At 61.1% G+C, this 18034-nt stretch carries 14 protein-coding genes; 7 read left to right on the top strand and 7 right to left on the bottom strand.

Going from position 1 to position 18034, the window contains the following annotated elements:
- Nucleotides 1-16: 16 nt before the first annotated feature.
- Nucleotides 17-1564 (top strand): class I adenylate-forming enzyme family protein, encoded by a 1548-nt coding sequence (locus NKI05_RS02240; RefSeq protein WP_023814579.1) that lies wholly within the window; start codon nt 17-19, stop codon nt 1562-1564.
- A complete protein-coding gene (gene nadE / locus NKI05_RS02235; protein WP_023751291.1) occupies nt 1561-2565 on the top strand; it encodes an NAD(+) synthase in 1005 nt (334 codons plus the stop codon). Before NKI05_RS02240 ends, nadE begins: the two co-directional genes overlap by 4 nt.
- A gap of 134 nt (nt 2566-2699) precedes the next feature.
- On the opposite strand, the gene NKI05_RS02230 is transcribed toward nadE, so the two are convergent.
- From NKI05_RS02230 to NKI05_RS02210, 5 genes are all read right to left on the bottom strand, one after another.
- On the bottom strand, nt 2700-3815 hold the full coding sequence (locus NKI05_RS02230) for a hypothetical protein (protein ID WP_023733411.1): 1116 nt from the start codon (nt 3813-3815) through the stop codon (nt 2700-2702).
- Nucleotides 3812-4540 (bottom strand): N5-glutamine methyltransferase family protein, encoded by a 729-nt coding sequence (locus NKI05_RS02225; RefSeq protein WP_023733410.1) that lies wholly within the window; start codon nt 4538-4540, stop codon nt 3812-3814. Before NKI05_RS02225 ends, NKI05_RS02230 begins: the two co-directional genes overlap by 4 nt.
- A 169-nt stretch (nt 4541-4709) precedes the next feature.
- Entirely contained in the window at nt 4710-5816 is a 1107-nt protein-coding gene (locus NKI05_RS02220; RefSeq protein WP_023733409.1) for a glycosyltransferase, read from the bottom strand.
- A gap of 1 nt (nt 5817) precedes the next feature.
- Nucleotides 5818-7431 (bottom strand): GumC family protein, encoded by a 1614-nt coding sequence (locus tag NKI05_RS02215; RefSeq protein WP_031197769.1) that lies wholly within the window; start codon nt 7429-7431, stop codon nt 5818-5820.
- 218 nt (nt 7432-7649) lie between these two features.
- Nucleotides 7650-8912: a VpsF family polysaccharide biosynthesis protein gene (locus tag NKI05_RS02210; protein ID WP_023671794.1), complete on the bottom strand. Its 1263-nt coding sequence runs from the start codon at nt 8910-8912 to the stop codon at nt 7650-7652.
- A 256-nt stretch (nt 8913-9168) separates the two neighbouring features.
- Here NKI05_RS02210 and NKI05_RS02205 point away from each other — a divergent pair, with 256 nt between their 5' ends.
- A complete protein-coding gene (locus NKI05_RS02205; RefSeq protein WP_196814872.1) occupies nt 9169-10272 on the top strand; it encodes an acyltransferase family protein in 1104 nt (367 codons plus the stop codon).
- Nucleotides 10273-10314: 42 nt separating this feature from the next.
- Here the strand turns inward: NKI05_RS02205 and NKI05_RS02200 are convergent, their stop codons facing one another.
- Nucleotides 10315-11355 (bottom strand): glucosamine inositolphosphorylceramide transferase family protein, encoded by a 1041-nt coding sequence (locus tag NKI05_RS02200; RefSeq protein ID WP_023814578.1) that lies wholly within the window; start codon nt 11353-11355, stop codon nt 10315-10317.
- A gap of 609 nt (nt 11356-11964) precedes the next feature.
- Here NKI05_RS02200 and wecB point away from each other — a divergent pair.
- Genes wecB through NKI05_RS02185 form a run of 3 tightly spaced genes read left to right on the top strand, consistent with a single transcriptional unit; the run spans nt 11965 to nt 15249 of the window.
- A complete protein-coding gene (gene wecB, locus NKI05_RS02195; RefSeq protein ID WP_023814577.1) occupies nt 11965-13119 on the top strand; it encodes a non-hydrolyzing UDP-N-acetylglucosamine 2-epimerase in 1155 nt (384 codons plus the stop codon).
- On the top strand, nt 13112-14449 hold the full coding sequence (gene wecC / locus NKI05_RS02190) for a UDP-N-acetyl-D-mannosamine dehydrogenase (RefSeq protein WP_023686301.1): 1338 nt from the start codon (nt 13112-13114) through the stop codon (nt 14447-14449). The genes wecB and wecC overlap by 8 nt, the downstream gene beginning before the upstream one ends.
- Complete coding sequence (locus tag NKI05_RS02185; RefSeq protein WP_023725122.1) at nt 14446-15249, top strand: WecB/TagA/CpsF family glycosyltransferase; 804 nt, start codon at nt 14446-14448, stop codon at nt 15247-15249. Before wecC ends, NKI05_RS02185 begins: the two co-directional genes overlap by 4 nt.
- 40 nt (nt 15250-15289) lie before the next feature.
- Here NKI05_RS02185 and NKI05_RS02180 read toward each other — a convergent pair whose 3' ends face one another.
- Entirely contained in the window at nt 15290-16729 is a 1440-nt protein-coding gene (locus NKI05_RS02180; protein WP_352536594.1) for a lipopolysaccharide biosynthesis protein, read from the bottom strand.
- A 168-nt stretch (nt 16730-16897) separates the two neighbouring features.
- On the opposite strand from NKI05_RS02180, the gene NKI05_RS02175 reads away from it, so the two are divergent.
- Nucleotides 16898-18016, top strand: coding sequence for a glycosyltransferase family 4 protein (locus tag NKI05_RS02175; protein ID WP_023671802.1), 1119 nt, complete (start codon nt 16898-16900; stop codon nt 18014-18016).
- The last annotated feature ends 18 nt before the right edge of the window (nt 18017-18034 follow it).

Below are 18034 nucleotides of genomic sequence, written 5' to 3'. Positions count from 1 at the left end.
CGGCGAGGAACGTCCCGTGCGGATCGAGCATTTTCTGGTGGCGAAGGCTGCTGCCCACCCGGCCAAGACGGCATTGGTCACCAAGGGCAAAAGGCTGAGCTACGAAGAACTCGACGACCTTTCGAGCCGGCTGGCCACCGCTCTCTTCATGAATGGGATCAGGCGCGACGACCGCGTTCTGATCTTCATGGACAATTGCTGGGAGGCCGCCGTATCGATCTTTGCCGCACTCAAGGCAGGTGCGACCTTCAGTCCGATCAACCCCTCCACAAAGGCCGACAAGCTCGGTTACGTCATCGCCGATTGCGACGCCAGGGCGGTCCTGACGCAGGCGAAGCTGATGCCCGTGGTCACCGAAGCCTGCGCATCGCAAGGCAAGCCCGGCATCTTCGTGGCTTCCACCCCTGGGGCCGACGGGCAATGCCCGGCAGGGGCCGCGTCCCTGACTGACTGCCTGACGTTCGATGGCGCGGAGGTAAACCATCGCGGCATCGACGTCGACCTTGCGATGCTGATCTACACGTCAGGTTCGACCGGCCGGCCCAAGGGTGTGATGATGACGCATCGCAATTGCGACGCCGCCGCGGGGTCGATCGCCACCTATCTGCGCAACGCGCCGGACGACATCATCCTGAACGTCCTCCCGCTTGCCTTCGACTATGGCCTCTACCAGTTGCTGATGGCAGTCAGGCTCGGGGCCACGCTGGTGCTCGAGAAGTCCTTCGCCTTCCCGCACGAGATCTTCGAACGCATCCGCAAAGAGGGCGTCACCGGCCTTCCGCTGGTGCCTACCATGGCGGCGATGATCCTGCAGATGCGTGATCTGGCGCCGGGTTTCCTGCCCAGCCTCCGCTATATTTCCAACACCGCGGCCGCCTTGCCGCCAGCCCACATAGAACGCCTGCGCTCGCTGCTGCCCGGCGTCCGGATCTATTCGATGTATGGGCTGACCGAATGCAAGCGCTGCACCTATTTGCCACCCGAGGAACTTGACCGCCGGCCAGGGTCGGTCGGCATAGCCATCCCCAACACGGAAGCCTTTGTCGTCGACGACCTTGGACAACGCGTGCCGGCGGGCGTGGCAGGTGAGCTAGTCATCCGCGGTCCGCACGTGATGCAGGGCTATTGGCGCAACAAGGCCGCGACGGAACGAGCGCTCCGGCCGGGGCCTAACCCTTGGGAAAAGGTGCTCTATACGGGCGACCTGTTCCAGACCGACGAGGACGGCTTTCTCTATTTTGTCGGGCGTAAGGACGACATCATCAAGACGCGTGGCGAGAAGGTCGCCCCCAAGGAAGTGGAGGCCGTGCTCCACGCCCATCCAGGTATCGCGGAAGCGGTGGTCGTCGGCGTGCCGGATCCGGTGCTGGGGCATGCGATTGGCGCGCTCGTCGTGCGGTCCGATCCGGCGCTTAGCGGAAAGGACATCATTCGTCACTGCGCGCGCCACCTGGAGGATTTCATGGTCCCCAAAATCATAGAGTTCCGGAGCGAATTACCGAAGACGGAGTCGGGCAAGGTCAGCCGCCGGCTCGCGGCTGAGATGATGGAGGCCGAGCAATGAACATCGGCTCAACCCAGGATGCGCCGGCCTTCACGCAAGCCCTGGCCATCGATCCCGCCGCCGAAACGGACAGGATCGTGGCGGCCCTGCGCGAGCAGTTGCGCGGCATTCGCAAGCGCGGACTCGTGCTCGGTCTTTCGGGCGGTGTAGATTCCAGCGTTTCGGCTGCATTGGCCGCGCGGGCCGTCGGCCACCAGAATGTGCTGTGCGTCCTCATGCCGGAAAGCGATTCCGACCCCGAAAGCCTGCGGCTCGGCCATCTGGTCGCCGACACTTTCGGCGTCGAGGCCGTTGTGGAGGATATCGGGCCGACCCTGCGGGCAATGGGCTGCTATGAACGCCGCGACGCCTTCATCCGCGAATTGGTCCCGGACTATGGCAAGGGCTGGGCCTCGAAGATCGTGATCGCGAACGTGCTCGAAGGCGAGGGCTACAACATCTCGTCGCTGGTGGTGCAGGACCCGCAAGGCAAGCAGACGAAATTGCGGATGCCGGTGGCTGTCTATCTCGGCATCGTTGCCGCCACCAACATGAAGCAGCGCACCCGCAAGCAGCTCGAATATTATCATGCCGACCGGCTGAACTTCGCCGTGCTCGGCACACCTAACCGGCTGGAATACGACCAGGGGTTCTTCGTCAAGAACGGCGACGGCGCCGCCGACGTCAAGCCGATCGCGCATCTCTACAAGACGCAGGTCTATGCGCTAGCCGCCTATCTCGGCATTCCGGAAGAGGTCCGCAACCGGCCGCCGACCACCGACACCTACTCGCTGGCGCAGACGCAGGAAGAATTCTACTTCTCCCTGCCTTACGATCGGATGGATCTGTGTCTCTACGGCCTCAACAACGGCGTGTCCGCCGAGGTGGTAGGGCAAGCGGCGGGATTGACCGCCTCACAGATCGAACGCGTCTGGGCCGACATCGCCGCCAAGCGAAAGGCAACGCGCTATCTGCACCTGCGCCCGCAGCTCGTTGACGGCGTGGACGAAGTCGGCTCCTGACCTATGCATATCGAGCAAAAGTGATCCGGTCTTGCGATACGACATGCATGAAAGAAATACTAAGCTCTTGTCTTTACGCAATTCCGGACGGAAAGCCGCGCACCCTTTCCTGGAATTGCTGTAGGCGGAACGCTTCAGGTGAAGCGGCCGCCGATCAACTGGCTCCACTGCTCGCCCGCAAGCCCGTTCAGAAAGACCTGCGCGTTCTTCATGGCATCCAGAAGCTCGGGATCGCGTGAATGCACGACGGTCGAGGCGACCGGTATGAAGGCTATGCGTCTTACAAGCATGGCCTCCAGAAGCGCGGGCTGGACGCGGCCGCGCAAGCCGGAGACACCGCGCCGGGCGGCATGCTCGACCAGGCAATCGATCACCGGCCCGGCCTGGCCGGGAAGAGCGAGGACCTGCAGCACGCGGCCGATCCCGTCCGGTCGCGCGTAATAGGCGAAAGCGCCGACATTGGCGCCGTTCGGCGATGCCACCGACACGCAGACAAGCTCTCCGAAATCCGGCTTTTGCGCCGCATCGCCCAGAATATGGTTGAGCTGACCTTCCGCCCACTGCGGACGTAGCGGAAACTGGGCGCAAAGCGGCTCCAGCAGCCCCGCAAAGCTGCCGCTGTCGATCTCGGAGGTCCGAAATGCCCCCCGGCTCGATGCGTTGGCGACGACGCCGGTCCAGCGTCGTTGACCGCCCTCCATTTTGCGAAGGTAGAGCCGGTCGACCATCCGGGCGAGCGGGTTGAACATCCAGGCAAGCTTCATGTGATTGGCAAAAAGGCTGAGCATGAAGGTCGCCGGCCGCATCACGCGAACCCAGTCAAGACTGTATTGCGGCAGCACTACGCCGCGAAGCCGCGTCCACAGTTTCACGGACGTATCATTGGCGGTTTCGCTGAAGGAGATGTCCTGCGGACCATCGAGGAAGGCCTTCAACAGGCGGGCACCGGCCATCGGATCGGTCTCGTGATCCTCGACCATCAGCGAGCTGCAGATGGCAGCGTAGAGCTGCCGGCCGTTGAATTTCATTGGCAGCGCATGAACGCCGACGAAGCCGGAAACCTGGCCGGCGTCATTGACATGGACAAGCGAACGGAGCCCGCTGCCCCAGTCGGGTGCGTCCAGATAAAACCGCCTCATGTAATCGACGAGGGAGGCCGGCGCTGGCCCCCGCTTCTTGCGCAGCATGCGTTGAAACATGCCCGCGACGGCCGCAAGGTCGGCCTGATCGAGGGCGCGGACGACGCTCACGCCGGGCTCCCGGTTCCGGGAACCCGGCCACCATGTTTGCGCGCCATGGCGACACGGGGCTGGCCGTCGGCCGTCACGGCAAAGGTTGGGGTTTCGTAGGATTTCGTTCTCGATAAAAGGGTTGCTATCTGCCGATCTTGACCTTCGCCGAACTCAAACAGCAGCCATCCGCCTGGCTTGAGGAAAGCTGCGGCATCCCGGACCAGCCTTTGGAGGATCGAAATACCGTAAGGGCCGCCGTCGAAAGCTTCCCGAGGTTCGTTCTCCAACAGATGCGCGCTTTCGCTATCGAGACGGGATGAGGAAATATAGGGCGGGTTGCACACAACCATGTCGGCAGCGCCGTGGAGGCCGTCACCCTCGATCGCGGCAAATAGGTCGCCTTGCCGGACCTTGATCCTGTCCTGCAGGGCGAGGCGCACAACATTGCGGCGGGCAAGCGAAACCGTGCTGTCGGTCAGGTCCGCCGCCCATGCCCGAGCCCGAGGACATTCGCTGACGATGCCCACGGCAAGATTGCCGCTGCCGCAGCACATGTCGATCAGGATCGTTTCGTGCGCCTGTTGGCCAAGAATGGCCGCGGCCGTCCGGCCAAGCAGTTCCGTTTCGGCTCGCGGCACCAGGACGTCAGGCGCGAGTTCCAGCTCAACCCGCATGAAGCGGTGCAATCGCAGCCAATTGCGATCGTTTGCACGGCCGGCAGGAAGGCTGTGATGCTGCGGCAAGGAAAATCCCTATCCTGAGGATAAAACGCGGGTTCCCTGTTGTTACCAACTCCGGGTAAATTGATGTTAAAGATCATGATTGGATTGGGAGTAACCGGCCTATGTTGGCGGCGTCCTGTCCCATCAATGGCGAATTCCTGTGCCGCCGCAAGCCGATCCATGCGCTAATTCAGAGCAACGCCTCGTACCGGTCTCCGATCTTTTCAATTTCGAAATCCGCCGCCCTGCTTTTCAGGATCGCGGCGGTTGTCGGCTGGTCGAGCATTCTGGCCATCGCCACTGCCAGGGCCCCGGCATCGCCGACCGGCACCAGGGCGCCGACGCGGCCGTCATCAAGTATTTCGCGCGGGCCGTGCGGCGCGTCCGTGGAGACCACCGGAATCCCCGCTGCCATGGCCTCGACCAGAACATTGCCGAAGCCCTCGCTGGTCGATGATAGGACGAACAAGTCAGCTACGGCGTAGCAGGCCGCCGGATCATTGACATAGCCCGCAAACAGAACGTCTGCGCCGATACCGGATTCTTCGGCATAGGCGCGCAGCTCGTCGGCCAGCGGACCCTCGCCGAAGATGACAAGCCGGGCCCGGCGGCCGGCGCGCAGCACAGCGAAGGCCCGCAGCAACGTCCAATGATCCTTAACGGGCACCAGGCGTCCGGCGGTGATGATGACGGGGCCGTCGCCCATCGCCGCGAGCTCTGCCTGCCAGGCGTAGGAGCGTTGCTGGGATGCCGCAGCCGGCGGCAGCGGGTTGTTGATCACCACGACCTTGGATTTCGGGAAGCCTCGGGCCACAAGATCGCCGCCGACACCTTCAGAAACCGCGATGGCCCTGGTGGCGCGGGCCGCAACCAGGGCCGAAAGCCAGACCGCCATTTTCGCGCCAAGGCTGCCGGAAGGCAATGAGGCGGCGGCGTGGAAACTCGGGAAGAACCGCGCCCTGCTTCGCGCGAGGGAAAGCGCCAGCGCCACGACCAGATTGGCGAATTCCGGGGCGCTGTAGATCGCGTCGGGAGAAACGCGGCCAAGCAGGCCCGCGCTTCGCACGATGCCTTTCAATGTCGCCCACTTGCCATAACCCTCGCCGCGAATGGGGAGGCCGAAATCGACCAGATGTACGGCAGGCGAAAGCAGGGCGGCATTGGGCCCCTGCGCGTTCCAGGTAAAAAGCGTGACGTTGTGGCCGCGCGATGCCAGTTCGTTCGCCATCAGGACGAATACACGCTCGGCGCCGCCGCCCCTGAGGCTGGCAATGTGAAAGACAATCCGCTTCGCCATTTCAGGCGCGGCTGGCAATGACGTCCGGGCGGTTCGGCGGAAGACGCATGTCGCGCACGATACCCAGGGTAATGGCGAGCAACATGCCAAGGATCATGCCGCCAATGGCCCCCAGGCCGATCATCACGACCGTGCGCGGGGGCCATGAACGGCCCTTTGGCGGCACTGCGGTGGAAATCACCTGCACATTGGTGCTGTCGATCTGTTCGCGCTCGGTTATCTGGCGTGCCCGCGACAGGAAGCTCTCATAGATAGCCGTCTTCGACGCGGCGTCACGTTCAAGTTCACGCAAGGCGACCTCGGAATCGCTATCCGAGAACACGTTGCCCTTCAAGTCATTCATCTTGGCATTGAGGGAGGCCGACGAGGTTTTGGCGGCATCGAGATTGACCTTCGCCAGGCGCAGGGTGCGCGCGTATTCGGCGCTGAGTTGCGCGCTGACCGTGTTGTACTCCGTCTTCAGCCTGACGATCGACGGATGACGGGGGCCAAAGGTCATCGACTGCGAATCGATCTGCTGGCGCAGGCCGTTGGCCGTTGCGCGCAGCGCCACAAGCGCCTCCGACGTGGCGGGACCGGAATTGGTGCCGTTTGCGCCGGCGGCAAGCAGGGCGTCGTAACTTGCCTGCGCGGCGATGACGCGCGATTGCGTCTCCACGATCTGGCCGTTGAGCTGGGTCATGGTTTGCGAGGAAACAAGCTGCCCATTGCTGGTGGCCAGATTGTGGCTGCGCCTATAGGCCTCGACCTTCTCTTCGGCCGCCTGCACATCGCTCTTGAGCTGGCCCAGCCGCCCGTCCAGCGCGGCCGCGGCACGGCTGGCGCCGGAAGCCTCGGCGCTGGCCAGCTCTTCCTGGAAAGTCTTGACGATATCCTGCGAAATCAGGATCGCCTTAGCGGGGGTTTCCGCCGATACCATCAAGGTCGTGACAAACGACTTTTCATCCGCGATGCTGCTAACCCGTTCCGCCAGGTTCTTCAGGGCGGTAAGCTTTGGATCGGGTTTGGCGCCGTCCGTCCCTGTGCGGCTACGGTCCGCGTCGAAGAACTCCGGGTCACTGGCCAGGTCAAGATCGTCTACAACACGTGAAAGCACGCTGCCCGAGGTCAAGATGCGCTCTTTGCTGCGCGCGCTGAGCAGCTGTCCATCGACCTGGGCCGATTGCGGGTAAAGATCATTCGGAACAACCTGAAGATTGGCGGGATTGATGAGGATGTCCGTGGTCACGGTGTAGCGCTGCTTGCTCAGCAGAGCGTAGGCACCGCCGATGATCCCGCCGGCTATTGCCAGCAGGCATACCAGAGCGAGGCCGGCGCGCAGCCAGACAAACAGACGCCCGAAATCGAGTTCGAGAAAGGTTCCGATCTTGTTGAGCGTCACCGTCGTGACGGGCTCGGCTACAGGCGGCGCCACGGGTGCAGGCGACACAGGGGCCGACGTTACAGGGGCCGACGTTACAGGGGCCGACGTTACAGCGGGTGCCGCCGCATGTGCCATGATCGGCGCGGTTTGTTGCGGCTTTGGCCTGCTGGCGCGCCGCGCATTTTCGATCCGTTCATAGGGGCTAATGCCGGCGGCGGCCGCGGCTGGAGGAGGACCGGAAGCGGCGGACATCATGCTAACCCTTTAATATTCAATACGCACAGCCTGCTTTACGGAAACATCGTTAACATTTCATTTTCCAGGCGTGTCAGGCGCGTTCCGGAACAGCGACCTATCCACCCTTGGTCGGTATTCTGCCACGCCCGTCGTAGCCTGGCAAAGCGTGCAGGCGTTTCAAATGGAAATACAAGAGGTCGTCGCGAGGGCACCCGCAAGGAGCGGGCTTGGCGTCATGTCGCTGTTGATGCTGGTTGGCCTTGAAGGGGCGTGCCGGTTTGGCGCCCATCCGGCTTTCGATAAGCGAGCAACAAGATGACGAGCAGCATGATATCCGGCGCCTTCGAAGAAAGGGCATTGTTTGACAATGCCGCGAGAATGGACGCGGCCGCTGCGATATGGGCGGCCCGAGGCGTATTGCGCAGGAGCTTGAAAAGGAACCGGAAGAAAGCAAACGCGAAGAGCAAGGCGATCGGCAGGCCAAACAAAAGCGTAAGAACGACCGGCGTGCTTTCGATGAAGGGGAGGTTGAGCTTTTCGTTGACGATCTTCAACAACTCGTTGGGATTCATGCCAAGCAGGATGTCCCTCCATTCAACGAACTTGAATACATCGTAGATCTTGACGCGCGCATCGTAATTTTGATCAAAGAGCGTATTGCTGAAGCGGTTCAGCAGCCCCGCCGAAAAGAGTATCGCAATCAGTATGGCGCCACCGGCCAGCGTCAGCATCAGCACCAGGAGTTTGGCCTGGCGTTGATGTCTGGGTGACAAGTCCGGCCAAGGCAGGAACACGAGCAGGAACAGGATCTCGCCGCAAGCGAGCAGCAGGGCGGTGCGCGCGCCCGAAGCGGCCGTGCCGATGAAGAGAATGAAGATGCAAAGCGCGCACACCCAGATACGCCACCGCGTCAATGCAACGAAACCTATGGCGGTGGTGCAAAGCGCGCCCAGCGCCAGCGGATGGGCCGACAGTCCGATCGGCCGAAAGTCCAGCTCAACGAGGGGATAGGGCAGGAATCGATGCTGGGTGACGGCCTCGATCGTTCCGATGATGGCGCTGAGGACAATCATGCCGACGATGACATTGCCAAGCGCCCTGCGCACATGGTCACCCAGGGCAAGCATGATCATCGCCGCGGCACAAGAGACCAGATAGGAATCGATTATGAAGCCGGCCGAGCCGGCACGGCCTATCACGAAGAGATAAGGCACCAGCCACAACAGCAGCAGCGAATATAACAATGTCGCCTTGAACAGCCTGACTTCATCGCCTTCGAGCCGAATTGGCCGGGTCGTGGCGATGACGACAAGCAGCAGAAAGATGGCATAGGTCCCGATATGCAGCTTTTCGGGAAACGACCCCCCCTCCGTCGAATAGGACATCACCATATTCATCAATTGCGGAGAGATGGTCGAGCGGAGCAGGAAAGCGAAGGCCGCGAGGAGAAAGAACAGGAGTGTGAGGGCGTCTTGGCGGCTGGCCTGCGCGGTCACGAACTGTTGCTCTGTGGGGGTGACACTCACGATTATCTGACCAGCGTTGCGGCTTGCGATTGAGATGGCAGGGGACGAACGCACCCCCGGGTACATTTTCCTGCAAGAACGTAAAGGAATATGGATAACCCGATCTTAACAGTGGCGATGCCCGGCATGGGCTATTTCATGAAGTCGGTAACCCACACTTAATTGGCCGGTCGTATTGATGGCGATGCTTTGCACGGCGTCCGACGCGCTGCCTGTGGACGGCACAATGGCATCAGGCGCCGGCAAAGCGCAGGAGATCAAGGTGAAGAAGTTCTATTCGATTCAGTATCTTCGCGCCTGCGCCGCCTTGCTGGTTCTGTTCGCACACGCCTTTTCCTATCAGATTGGCGTGGACAATCTGATTATTGTGACGGCGGGCCGCCTGGGCGTCGTTCTGTTCTTTGTCATCAGCGGTTTCATAATGGTCCATATTACGGGAGATGGTCCGTTTTCCGCTGCCACCTTCCTGAAACGCCGAGCAATCCGGATCATCCCCCTTTACTGGCTTTTCACCAGCCTCGCCGCGGTTCTGGCGGCGCTCGCGCCAAGTCTCTTCCAGAAGACCGTCTTTACGTGGCCCCACTATCTTCAGTCGCTCCTCTTCATTGTTCACGAAGCGCCTGGACGGGATAGCGCCAGTCCAATCCTCTCACTCGGCTGGACGCTCAATTACGAGGTATTTTTCTATATCGCTTTTGCGGTGTTCGCATTCCTGTCCGTGACCTCGCGCGTATTTGTGCTGACGGTCTTTTTCATTGCGATGTGGATAGCCGGGCTGTGGCTGGCTCCCACCAACCCTGTTATCCAGTTCTATCTCAACCCTTCTCCGGTGGCATTCGTCATCGGTATGTGGATAGGGCGGCGCTATTTGGACGGTGATTTCACTTCCGACATACGCCATGCTTGGATATTCGGCGTAATGACCGCTGCGGGCGGGGTGCTTTCATTCGTCGATGACGGTACGCCGCTCTTGGGTCAGATCAGCTTCGCGGGACAAGCAATGTGGGCGGCGGGCCTACTTCATCTCAGCCTCATTCTGGAGCCGAAACTCAAGCACTGGAGCCTTCTCGAGCAGTTGGGCGACGCTTCCTACGCGCTTTATCTGTCGCATATCTTCGTGATCGGCGCTGTGGCGTACCTGGCCAGACGCACCGTCGGATACGAGCATCCGACAACGGTATTGTTGGTGTCGGTGGTCAGCATCGTGGCAGCCTGCCTCGTCAGTCTGGTGATTTACGAGATGATCGAGAAGCCGATTCTTCAGACCCTGAACGGCAAAAGGAAGACGAGAAACACACCGCTTCCTCATATTGCCACGGAGAACAAATAAGCAGGCCAAGCAACGGGACGGTCACGGCTTTCAGCGCTTCAGTCAGCCCGCGCTGTCCACGACCTCGACATTGCCGGCGCGGTTAAGCGTATGAATGCCCGTGCGTGCCCATGCCGGACCCGCGCCGATCGGCCGGGGCGAGGCGAAGCGGACATCGGACGCGTCGAGTCGCTCAAGCTGCATCAGCCCCAGACCACCGCCATAGGCCCTCGATCCGTTCTGCACCGGCAGCACCAGGGCATCGTCCTGGCGGATAAAGGCGCCGCCCGGCCGGGTGGCCGAATGATCGACGGCAATGGGATTGAGCGGATGGGCGACCCATGGCCCGCGCAGCGAGGGCGCGCAATAGACCGCCATCGTGTCCGATGCGCTGCCGTAGCCGAACCGCTCCGTTCCAACCAGCCAGAAGCGACCGTCGGATTCGAGCAGCGTCGCGTCGTTGAAATCCCTGTCCGTCATCAGCACCGTGTCGCGGACCCAGCGGTCGGGAAACTGCGCCGCGCGATAGAGCACAAGTTCGCGAGCCGAACCACTTTCGGGGATCATGAAAATCTCGCCATCGTGTGCGAACACCTGCGGATACGACAGGTGGTGCGCTTCCTCCAATACAACCCTTGGAACACCGAAAGTGCCATCGTCACCGAGCTCGGCGACGGAAATCACGCCGCGACTCGTCGCGTAGGGGAATTCCTCGACAAACAGATGATGGCGGCGGTCGGCCTCGAAGACGAACGGGTCGGCATAGAAGCGTTGGCCATCGTCCGGCAGGACTGTGAACGGTTTGCCGTCGAGTTGCCCGGTTTCGGCGATGCCTGGTCCGTCGATCACCCGATAGGCAACCTGCCAATAGAAGGGGCGTCGTCCCCGCCTGATTTTTTGCACGGCGCGATCGATCAAAGCCCTGCCGAAAAGGGGCACATAGTGTCGAACAAAACTGTCGTTCTTCAGGATCGGCACCGGGTTGTCGCTTACCGGCACAAGCTTGCCCGCAAAGAAGCGGGCGACGGTTTGCATGATCAGCGACATGGCGCCGGCGAGCAGGTCGTTGCAGCTTCGAGATAGCCAGAGCCTGTCTGCCAGCATCGGTCTAGCCTGGGCCACGACAACGCCATCGAGGCGAGCGCCAAGTTCAGGCAATTGTCCGCTCGCCAACATTGCGGCAACGCCGGCTGGAAAGCTGTTGCGACCGCAAAATTCGAGCCTCAGGACTGGCGCGTCTTGCCCCGTTGCGCTGGCAGTGAGATCTATGACGAGGTCCGGAGGGCCGCGATCGATGGGCGGCAACGGCTCGGACCGGCCCGCCAGCGAGGGACCGAAACGCCGGCTCTCGATCGCCAAGACAGTGTCCAGCCCCCGAGCGGTTGGCGCCGGCGCCGGCGCGTGGCAACTCGAGACCACATAACCTGCCGCACCCAACCGCATGAAAAGCTCATTTTCCCAGCGCCGGGATGCGACGGCGTGGCCGATGATTAAAATATTAGTCAACCCAAGTTATTCTCGTTAAAGCAAAAAATGGCTTTGCTCTGGTATCTTTCCCCACAGTTCCTGGCAAGGGTTGCCCAAGGGGGGCTGCGGACTCTAGCGTTAATCATACGTTAATTTTTTTGAATACGAAGGCGGTTCAGGGCGCTATTGTTAGGCTGAAAGCACATGTCAGCCGGGCGCCCACGCTTTCGGTGACCAGGGTCAACCATGAACGCCGTTTCACATCCGAACTTGCCCTCAAGGCGAAAACTGCTGATCGTGTTCGGCACGAGGCCGGAGGCGCTCAAATGTTTTCCGGTGGCGCGGGCCGCGCTCGCCCATCCAGGCTTCACCACGGAAATATGTGTGACGGGCCAGCATCGCGAGATGGTCAATCAGGTCATTGAACTGACGGGCCTGCCGGTGCACTACGATCTCAACATCATGCAGCCAGGTCAGACGTTGTTCGACGTGACCTCGCGCGTGCTCCTCGGAATGGCGGGGGTGCTGGAGAAGGCGAAGCCGGACATCGTCGTCGTCCAGGGCGACACAACCACCGCGATGACCGCGGCTCTAGCTGCCTTCTACAAGCACATTCCGGTTGCCCATATCGAGGCGGGATTGCGCAGCCACAACATCAACTCTCCCTTTCCGGAGGAACTGAACCGCAAGATTGCCGGCAACATCGCCACCTGGCATTTTGCGCCGACCACCGAGGCGCGCGACAATCTCATCGCCGAAGGAAAGGCTGCGAACACCATCTTCGTAACCGGCAATACCGTGATCGACACGCTGCTGCATTTCTCCAGCGAGATCGATGCCGACAAGTTGATGAACGCCAAGCTCGCCGCTCGTTTCCCCTTCATCGATCCGACCAAGAAAATGATACTCGTCACCGGTCATCGCCGTGAGAATTTCGATGGCGGCATCCAGAGAATCTGCACCGCGCTGAAGGCATTGTCGGCGCGCAGGGATGTGCAGATCATCTACCCGGTCCATCCCAACCCGAATGTGCGCTCCGTGGTCGAGGCCGAAATCGGGACGGTGCCGAACATCCACCTGATCGACCCGCAGGACTATTTGCCGTTCCTGTACCTGCAGAAACAGAGCTACCTGGTGTTGACCGACAGCGGCGGCGTGCAGGAAGAGGCGCCTTCACTCGGCAAGCCGGTGCTGGTAATGCGGGAAAACACGGAGCGACCCGAAGGGATCGCCGCTGGTACTGCCCGGCTGGTCGGCACCGATATCGAAAAAATTCTGGCCAATGCCAATAGCCTGCTCGATGATGAGAGCGTCTATCGCGGCATGGCGGAGAGGCACAATCCATACGGCAATGGCCAAGCTGCGAGCCGGATCGTTGAGGAATTGCTGAATCATGGCTGAAATCAAAACCGTTTCCGTTATCGGCATGGGCTATATCGGCCTGCCGACCTGTGCCATTTTTGCCAGCCGCGGACTCGATGTCATCGGTGTCGATATCAACGAGGCGGTGGTCGCGAAGGTCAACCGCGGCGAAATCCACATCATCGAACCGGACCTGGATGGTTTGATCCAGAAAGTCGTCGCCAATGGCAAGCTCAAGGCATTCAGCACGCCTCAGCCGGCCGATGCCTATATTATCGCCGTTCCAACTCCGATCACCCCGGACCGCAAGCCGGATGTCAGCTACGTGCTTGCGGCAGCGCGAAGCATCGCTCCGGTGCTAAAACGGGACGACCTGGTGGTGCTGGAATCAACATCGCCGGTCGGTACGACGCGTGTCATGACAGCGCTGCTCGCGGAACTGCGACCCGATCTCAAATTTCCCGTTGCGCATGGCGAGGAAGCTGACGTCCTGGTCGCCTACTCTCCCGAGCGCGTGCTGCCGGGAAAGGTGCTGACCGAGCTGATCAACAATGATCGCTCGATCGGCGGACTGTCCCGAAAGTCTTCGGAGCGGACAGCGGCACTCTATTCAAGCTTCGTCGCCGGCGACCTGTTCATAACCCAGGCCGAAAGCGCGGAACTGGTTAAGCTGACTGAAAATGCGTTCCGCGATGTCAATATCGCCTTCGCCAATGAGCTTGCGGCGGTGTGCCAGGATCTGTCGCTCAACGTCTGGGAGGTAATCGATCTCGCCAACCGGCATCCTCGCGTGAACATCCTGCAGCCGAGCCCGGGCGTGGGCGGCCACTGCATTGCGATCGATCCGTATTTTATCATCGACGCCGCACCGAACAATACGCGGCTGATCAGTTCGGCACGGCGCATCAATTCCGAGCGACCCTTGTCGGTGGTCAGGGACATCGAGGCATTGCTCGACCCGACCCGCAAGCAGACGATCGCCTGTCTTGGCCTCAGCTTCAAACCCAATATCGACGATATGCGCGAGAGCCCGGCTGTCGAGGTTGTTAAGCTTCTGTCCAAGATTCCCAATATCAAGATCGTCGCTGCCGAGCCCAATGCGCGTCAGTTGCCACACGAGCTCGAGGGCAGCGGCGTCATGTTCACCGATGCACTTTCCGCTATTGACCAATCCGATATCGTCGTCCTGCTGGTCGACCATCGACAATTCAATCTGATCGATCCCGAAGCGCTCAAGGACAAGAAGCTCGTCGACACACGGGGCCTGTGGACCTGGCGCAAGGCGCGCAAGCCCGACGCCCGCATCGAAGGCAAGAAATCCGAAATGGAACGCTCGCAGTCTCTCGCTCGTACCGGAGAAGCGGCATGAACTCGCATGACCCGGCATGGGCGCAACACTCTCTATTGGCATCACGCCGCCGCGAGTTTCTCGGTGCGACCATCCATGCGCTGACCATGGCCGAGACGCTGGCCATCGCAGACGAGGCGATGGCGACGCGGCGGCCGCTTCATCATGTTGTCGTGAACGTCGCCAAGCTTGTGAACATGCGCAAGAATGCCGAACTGCGCGAGGATGTCGTCGGGGCGGATATGGTCAATGTCGACGGCAAAGGCGTGCTTTGGGGCGCGCGGCTCTGCGGCGTCGAGTTGCCGGAGCGTGTGACCGGCGTCGACGTCATGATCAACCTGCTTGCGCTGTGCGCCAAGCGTGGCTATCGCCCCTACCTTTTGGGCGCTGAACAGCACATTCTCGACGCAGTTGAAAGCCGACTTGCCAGAGATCATCCGAGCCTGGCCATTGCCGGCCGGCGCAATGGGTATTTCAAGGCGGAGGAAGAGGCCGCGATCGTCGAGGCCATCAACGCTTCAGGTGCCGACTGCCTGTTTGTGGCGATGCCGACGCCGAGCAAGGAGCGCTTTCTCAAGCGCTATCGCGACGTACTCGCTCCGAGTTTCGTCATGGGCGTGGGCGGCAGCTTCGACGTCTATGGTGGAAAGGTCGCCCGGGCACCGAAACTGGTTCAGGCGGCCGGCCTGGAGTGGCTGTTCCGCGTGGCGCAGGAGCCGCGACGCTTGTGGCGCCGCTACTACGATACCAACACCGCCTATGCACTGCTGCTGTGGCGTGAGTTCTGGTCTCGCCGGGGACGCCGAAACGTCAATCCGTAAGCTCGCGACTTTCAGACAAGCATGCCTCATAGCGCGGGATTTATGCGATCCGGAGCCGTGCCCTTAGCTTGCCGATGAACTGCGTCACGGCCGCGGGGTGAAACAACCAGGTCAGTCCCAGGAAAGCCGCAGCGCCGGCGACGCCGCCCGCCGCGAGCGGAAAGATCGCCGGCATATAGCCCAGCGCAGTGCTGGCGAGGCTGGCGGCCAATCCGGTGCAGATAGAAATTATGATTGAGACAGCGATGTCGCGCCAGGGCACCGGCACCGGCGTGAGCCTCTCGGCGATGACGATGCAGGCTGCAAGACCTGCCAGCGATCCGCCCGCCAACGCCAACGCCGCGCCAACCTCCGCCATGGTGGGAATCAATAGAAAAGACAGTGAAATCGTTGCCACCGAGCCGAAGGAATTGGCGATGATCAGCAACCACGGCCGCTTATGTGCGTGCACCACGACGCCATAAACGAAGCTTGTGAGATTGGCACAAAGAACGCTGAAGGCGATGATCGGGAACAGCAGGCCGAAGCGACCATGATATTCCGCGGGCAGCAGGAGTCGCGTGATGTCGCCGCTGAGCGCGATAAGCATTGCTGCGACCGGCAGGCAAAGGCGTATCATCAAGGCCATGAGTTGCGACAACAACCGCCCGGACGCCTCGGATCCCTCTTCGTCGAAGCGGCTGACCACTTCTGGAAATGCGCCCATGTTGATTGCGTTGGCGACCATATCGATCGGCTGCCGAGCCAATGCGTAGGCGGCTGCGAAGACGGCCACCGCGCCGGCATCGTAGTAGAGCTTGAGGAAGACGCGTTCAGCGCTGTTGAGACCGAAACCGACCAGCGCCATGATGACCAGGGGCACGCCGAGGGCAAAAAACTCCTTGTGGGTGAAGCGCGGCGGGCCGCCAATAACGCGCCCGGATGCCACCACGCACGCCACGATGCCGGCAATCAGCACGGCGAGGCTCGAGCCGAGCGATACCGTCAGAAACGAGCGTTGGAAGATAAGGATGGCGGCGATCGGCAAGGCGAGTTGCAGCAGGCCGCGCAGATATTCAAGCATCGAATAGAGGGAATGACGCTGCTGCATTTGCAGCACCGTCAACGCGAACCGGCTGATGGAGCCGGCAATCAGATAGCTGCAGACGGCGATTGCAAATTCGATCCAGCGCTCCGGCACGATCACCGCCGAGGCGATCACGGATATGATCAGGGCCAGCACCGTGGTGACAAGCAATACCTGTCCGGCAAGCATCAGGCTGCCACGGCTGACGTCGCCTTTTCCGCCAAGCCGCAACAAGGCAATGCGCAGCCAGTTGGTAACGGCCACATCCGTCATTTCGCCCACGGTGACCACCAGGGTCAGCAGGCCATACTCGGTCTGGTCGATCAGCCGCGTCATGACGACCAGCAGGAGCAGAGCGGAAACCCGCGTCAGCAGAATTGCTGGGCCATAGATGAGTGTGGAACGGAGCAGCAAAGGGTTGTTCCCGGAAAATTTGCCGTCGATTAATCGTTGACCGACGGGAATTCCAGCATGATGACGGCAAAGGGTGAACGGATACAGTTTGAACCAAAAGATTTGTCGTAAACCTTTTTTGGAACGTTTGCTTTAGGGTCACCCGGCATCCGCAATCCAAATGGTGTCATGTTGCAGCGTCTCGCCCACAATAGAAAAATACATGTCTTGGTCGCAACGCCCTCGGGCGTTTCGGGACAAGGCGGCATCGACCGGATCATGGGGGCGCTGAAGCAGGAGTTCGAACGGCAAGAGATCGCCGACATCGATCTGCGCTTTCTTTCCAGCCGTGGCCCGGGACATGTCGGGCTTTCGATCTTCTACATGCTTGGTTTTTGCGCGCGGATGCTTGCGGCCCGCCTCGACAGACGCGCCGACGTCATTCACATCAATATATCGGTCTCCGGCAGCACCTATCGCAAGATGATGATCGCCGCCTGCGCCAGGCTGTTGTCGATACCATATGTCCTTCATCTGCATGGGGCGCAGTATCAGACATTCTGGAAAGATGATCATAGTTTCATGAGCCGCCGTATCAGGGCTCTGTTCGAGCATGCCGGCCGGGTGATTGTCCTGGGGGGGCTTTGGCGCGATTTCGTCGCCAGCCGGGCACCGGCGAACGGCGGCAATATTGTCATCGTTCCCAACGCCACGGCAGTTCCTTCCCTGGCGCATGTCGGCGGAGGCGATCACGTGCACATCCTGTTCCTCGGCCGCATCGGCGAGCGAAAGGGCGTGCCGCAGTTGGGCGAGGCGCTGGAGCGGATGAAACATCTCAGGGGTTGGCGTGCCACGATCGCCGGCGATGGTGAGGTCGAGCCGGCACGAGCGAGGTCGGTCGCTCTAGGGATTGCCGACCGTATTGCTTTTCCGGGCTGGGTGGGACCTGACGAGGTCGCATCACTGATCGCTTCGGCCGATATTCTGGTGCTCCCCTCGTTCGCCGAAAATCTGCCAATGTCGGTGATCGAAGGCATGGCGGCCGGCCTGGCTGTCGTGGCCACCCCGGTTGGCGCGGTCGAGGACATCATCACCCACGAACAATCCGGTCTGTTGGTGCCGCCCGGCGATGTGGCGGCGTTGACCGAGGCGTTAACTCGGCTGGTCGAGGATACGGCGCTGCGCGCGCGGCTTGGCGCCGCCGCCATGGCGGTGCACCGGGAAAGGCTTGAGCTTGCACCGTTTGTCGACGCGATCTGCGATGTCTGGAGATCGGTCGCGTCCGAGGCGCGATCGGTCAAGCGCTGACGCTGTCCTTCATTGTCG

The organism is Mesorhizobium sp. M0771, from assembly GCF_040320155.1.
Lineage (GTDB): Bacteria > Pseudomonadota > Alphaproteobacteria > Rhizobiales > Rhizobiaceae > Mesorhizobium.
The sequence above is the reverse complement of the archived record's forward strand: the minus strand, read 5'-3'. Positions and strand labels throughout refer to the sequence as shown.